Annotated in this window: 4 protein-coding genes and 1 pseudogene; 1 reads left to right on the top strand and 4 read right to left on the bottom strand. The window is 37.7% G+C overall.

From position 1 onward, the window contains the following. Positions 1-302, bottom strand: a pseudogene (locus V7164_RS12180) (hydrolase); the annotation flags it as partial. Between the two features lie 204 nt (positions 303-506). Between V7164_RS12180 and V7164_RS12175 the strand changes: the two are divergent. Then, positions 507-698 (top strand): DUF2929 family protein, encoded by a 192-nt coding sequence (locus tag V7164_RS12175; RefSeq protein WP_335346139.1) that lies wholly within the window; start codon positions 507-509, stop codon positions 696-698. A 56-nt stretch (positions 699-754) separates the two neighbouring features. Here the strand turns inward: V7164_RS12175 and clpB are convergent, their stop codons facing one another. The 3 genes from clpB to argF form a co-directional block, all read right to left on the bottom strand. Beyond that, positions 755-3,352, bottom strand: a complete 2,598-nt coding sequence (gene clpB / locus V7164_RS12170) for an ATP-dependent chaperone ClpB (protein ID WP_335354221.1) — start codon at positions 3,350-3,352, stop codon at positions 755-757. Between the two features lie 95 nt (positions 3,353-3,447). Further along, on the bottom strand, positions 3,448-3,627 hold the full coding sequence (locus V7164_RS12165; protein WP_335354220.1) for a YjzC family protein: 180 nt from the start codon (positions 3,625-3,627) through the stop codon (positions 3,448-3,450). A gap of 126 nt (positions 3,628-3,753) precedes the next feature. Then, positions 3,754-4,713, bottom strand: coding sequence for an ornithine carbamoyltransferase (argF, locus tag V7164_RS12160; RefSeq protein WP_335354219.1), 960 nt, complete (start codon positions 4,711-4,713; stop codon positions 3,754-3,756). Between the last annotated feature and the right edge of the window lie 165 nt (positions 4,714-4,878).

Below are 4,878 nucleotides of genomic sequence, written 5' to 3'. Positions count from 1 at the left end.
ATATTGATTTTCACATTTATTATTTCTGTGCGGATTAAATGTTCATATAATCTTCTCGCCAGTTTAACTGCTCTTTCACTTCCCCAATTCTTTCCGTAAAGATTTGAATAAAAAATAGTATAGCCCTCTTCATTTAGCATTTTTAATAAAGCTGCTTTTCCTTCATTCTGTGTCCAGTAGCTCCCTTGTTCATTAACAAAGTGCCTGTCATCACCAATGATTAGGATACCGAAACCGCTTGGCTTATTAGGATAATGGATCATATTCCATTCGGTATCCAATCTAAAGTTCCGGCTTTCCATCGTGAAAAACTCCCTTGCTGCTTAGTTCATAATAATGTATGACGGTTCACATGAAATGAACGGGACATAGCCTATTTTTCATATGGAAACTATTTGCAGTTTGTGAAATACAAAGGCATGCCATAATTTTTCAGCTGTAGTCATTTATTATTTTTTCTCCTTATGGTAATATGATAGGGATTTAATAATGTAGAGGTGAATACGATGAGATTCTTTTGGACGTTTTTTTGGACTTTTCTTCTTGTTCAAATGTTAACTTATGTTGTAAGCTCCATGCTTGGTTTAGCTTTTGATTTCAAAACAGGATCCATTCTTGCAGTAGGTACTACGATTTTAATTTTTGTTATTTCAACGATCATTCCTGAAGGACCAGTGGAAAAAGAAGGTATTCACTAAAAAAGAGAGTGACTTTAGCGTATGCTTGCATACCCTTCCTAAGTCACTCCCTTTTTTTATTGGATTTTCACTGTTAATTCATCGTTTTCAATCGTAATCGATACTTCACTATAATCTTTAATTTCCCCACTGATAATTCTGCGGGCTAAAATCGTTTCTACATTTCTTTGGATAAAACGCTTTAACGGCCTAGCACCATAAACAGGATCAAATCCATTTTCAGCAATATACTCCTTAGCTGTTTCTGAAATATTTAGGCGAATATGCTGATCAGATAATCTCTCTTGGAGCTGTTTGATTAACTTAGAAACAATTTCCTTTATTTCTGTTAATGCAAGAGGCTTAAATAGGGTGATTTCGTCTACCCGATTTAAGAATTCTGGACGAAAATGTCCTCTTAATGTACTCATCACTTTATTTCGAGTTTCTTCATTTATATATTCTTCTCCGCTAACGCGTTCAAGCAAATACTGTGAACCAATATTAGACGTCATGATAATCACTGTATTTTTAAAATCAACTGTTCTTCCCTGTGAGTCCGTAATCCTTCCATCATCGAGCATTTGCAGAAGAATGTTAAAGACTTCTGGATGTGCCTTCTCAATTTCATCAAGCAGAATAACGGAGTATGGCTTTCTTCTAACTGCTTCTGTCAGCTGTCCGCCTTCCTCATAGCCGACATAACCGGGAGGAGCTCCAATTAATCTTGAAACTGCATGCTTCTCCATGTATTCAGACATATCAATCCGAATAATATGCTCTTCACTGTCAAACAAGCTTTGTGCTAAAGCTTTCGCAAGCTCGGTCTTTCCTACCCCTGTTGGACCTAGGAAAATAAAAGAACCTATTGGACGATTTGGATCTTTAATCCCTGCTCTTGCACGAAGAACAGCATCGGACACAAGTTCAACTGCTTCATTCTGCCCGATCACTCTTTCATGAAGAATGCTTTCTAGTCTTAGGAGCTTCTCACGTTCACCTTCAACAAGCTTGGCTACAGGAATGCCTGTCCATCTTGCAACAATGTCCGCTATCTCCTCTTCTGTTACCTCTTCTCTTAATAAGCGTTCTCCATCTTTCTCATTGACTTCCTGCTCAAGCAGTTTTATATCTTTTTCCAATGCAGGAATACTTCCGTGTCGAAGCTCTGCTGCTTTATTTAGATCGTATTCATTTTCGGCCTTTTCGAGTTCGCGACGTAATTTTTCCAGCTGTTCTCTTTTTTCACGGATTTTCTGAATGCCTTCTTTTTCGTACTGCCATTTTGCTTGCATATGATCGGCTTTTTCCTTAAAATCAGCCAATTCCTTCTGCAAAAGCAAAAGTCTAGCTTTACTTGCTTCGTCACTTTCTTTCCTTAATGCTGCTTCCTCTATTTCAAGCTGCATTACTCTTCTTGTAACCTCATCAAGTTCCTGTGGCATAGAGTCAATTTCCGTGCGAATCATAGCACAAGCCTCATCAACTAAATCAATTGCTTTATCGGGGAGAAAGCGGTCTGTTATATATCTATCCGATAAAGTAACCGCTGCAACAAGGGCACGGTCATGTATATTGACCCCGTGGTGAATCTCATATCTTTCTTTAAGCCCTCTAAGGATCGAAATGGAGTCCTCCACATCAGGCTCTTGAACGAGAACTTGCTGAAAGCGTCTTTCTAATGCTGGATCCTTTTCAATATATTTTCGGTGTTCATCAAGGGTCGTGGCACCTATACAATGCAATTCACCTCGGGCGAGCATTGGTTTTAGCATATTTCCTGCGTCCATAGCCCCCTCCGTCTTGCCTGCTCCAACGATGGTGTGGATCTCATCAATAAAGAGAAGAATCCTTCCTTCGCTTTTTTTTACTTCATTTAAAACCGCTTTAAGACGCTCTTCAAACTCTCCTCTAAATTTTGCTCCGGCAATAAGAGAGCTCATATCTAAGGAGAATATTGTTTTATCCTTTAACCCTTCTGGAACATCTCTTCGTACAATTCTTTGAGCAAGGCCCTCGACTATTGCCGTTTTCCCTACACCCGGTTCTCCGATTAATACAGGATTGTTTTTTGTTTTTCTAGATAAAATTCGAATGACATTCCTAATTTCACTATCTCTCCCAATTACAGGGTCCATCTTTCCCGCCTTTACCTCTGCAACTAAGTCTCTCCCATATTTTTTTAAGGCTTCATATGTTGCTTCTGGATTTTGTGATGTCACCCTTTGATTCCCCCTTATTTCCTTTATCGCAATCTCTAGCTTATGACTATTAATTCCCTCTTTGTTAAAAGCTGCTGACGCTTCGGATGTTGATTCTGAGATGGCTAATAGGACATGTTCAACTGAAATAAATTCATCATTAAAATTTTCTCTAATTTCATCTGCCCTTGCCAAACTGCGTTGAAGATTACTCGTAATATATAGCTTTCCCTGTTCAATACCGGTTCCCGAAACTTGCGGTTTTTTCCTAAGTATGTGTTCTAAACCTTTTTTCATATTTTCAATTGATACATGTGACTTTTTCAGAATAGATGCCATTAGACTGTTGTCCTGTCCGAGAAGAGCCAATAATAAATGAACATCATCCACTTCCTGATGCTGTTCCCTTATTGCTAGATTTTGCGCACTTATAATGCCGTCCTGCATCCGTTCCGTCATTTTATTAATATCCATACATATCCTCCTCTCTGACCTTCTTTGACCTTTAATGTTATTATAGCATATGTAAAGCCATCCACAAATGGATGGCTCTGAATAATAAATTAAGCTTAAGGTTTTCTTTGATACGTCCAAACACGGTTATGGTTGGAGTTTTCAGGAAATCTATCTCCTGCCTTAAGCTTTAACATTTGTGGATTATTAACATTGCTTCCGGTTTCGCCAACTTCAATATAAACTCCATTATTAGGTGCTTTCTGACCCGGTTTAAATTGACGATTTTGCCCCATACATAAATTCCTCCTTTATTTCTAGAATCACTACTATTATTTCCATCGTAAAAATTCAGCGAGATAGAACTTTTTACCATAATAAAATAGCAAAAGGCCTTCCAACAGTAAGAAGGCCTTTTGTTTTTATAAAATTTCCGATAATAGAGCTTTTTGAACATGAAGTCTGTTGCCAGCCTGCTGGAAGACAGCTGAATTCGGTCCATCAATCACATTTGCTGTAACTTCTTCTCCCCTATGTGCTGGCAAGCAATGAAGGAAAGTGAAATCATTCTTCGCATTTTTGACAAGACTCTCGTTTACTTGGAAATCTGTGAAGTCTTTCAGTCTTTTTTCATTTTCGGCCTCTTGCCCCATACTCGTCCACACGTCTGTATAAATAGCATCTGCACCATTTACAGCTTCATATGGATTATTTGTTATCGCTACATTTCCTCCGCTAGCAGCAGCAAACCCTTTTGCCTTATTAACGATATCTGCATTTGGTTCATAACCAACTGGAGTGGCTACCGTAATATTTACTCCTAGTTTTGCTGCGCCAATCATTAATGAATGGGCAACATTATTTCCATCACCAACATATGCTAGCTTTAACCCTGCTAATTCACCTTTAGTTTCCTGTAAAGTTAATAAATCTGCTAATGCCTGACATGGGTGGTACAAATCTGTCAGCCCATTAATGACTGGAATCGTTGCATGTAAAGCAAGCTCTTCAATAGTTTTATGCGAAAAAGTACGAATCATAATGGCGTCTACATAATGTGAAAGAACCTTAGCCGTATCAGCAATGGACTCCCCTCTTCCTAATTGGAGATCTTGACTATTTAAATATAAAGCCTGACCCCCAAGCTGAATCATGCCAGCTTCAAATGAAACTCTCGTACGTGTAGATGATTTCTCAAATATCATCCCTAGAATTTTACCCTGTAAGGGAGCAATGTGTTCACCAAGCAATGCTGCATTCTTAAGCTTCTTAGCTTTTTGAAGTAAACCACTTATAACCTCTGGAGAGAAATCTGCTAAAGCTAAAAAATCATTTCCTTTAATATTAAGTTTGTTATCTGCTGTTTGAATTGAAATAGCCAATTCAATCACTCCTTTTATTTGTATTTTTTTCCAATTTTATTTGACGTTTAATATTTCCCAAGCAATTTTTAGTCGAAGCAACGATGGATTTGATTTATTTAGAGCATACTTATAAATAAATTTATTTTCAAAGTAGTTTTATAATCCTTTTCTGATGTATTTTTA

The sequence above is a fragment of the Bacillus sp. JJ1474 genome (assembly GCF_036965225.1).
Lineage (GTDB): Bacteria > Bacillota > Bacilli > Bacillales > Cytobacillaceae > Cytobacillus.
Note: the sequence above shows the minus strand (reverse complement) of the source record. Positions and strands in the feature narration are given on the sequence as shown.

Excerpts from the sequence above, each read along its gene's own strand:
- V7164_RS12165 (WP_335354220.1), bottom strand. The coding sequence starts at position 3,627 with ATGGGGCAAAATCGTCAATTTAAACCGGGTCAGAAAGCACCTAATAAT.
- clpB (WP_335354221.1), bottom strand. The coding sequence starts at position 3,352 with ATGGATATTAATAAAATGACGGAACGGATGCAGGACGGCATTATAAGT.
- V7164_RS12175 (WP_335346139.1), top strand. The coding sequence starts at position 507 with ATGAGATTCTTTTGGACGTTTTTTTGGACTTTTCTTCTTGTTCAAATG.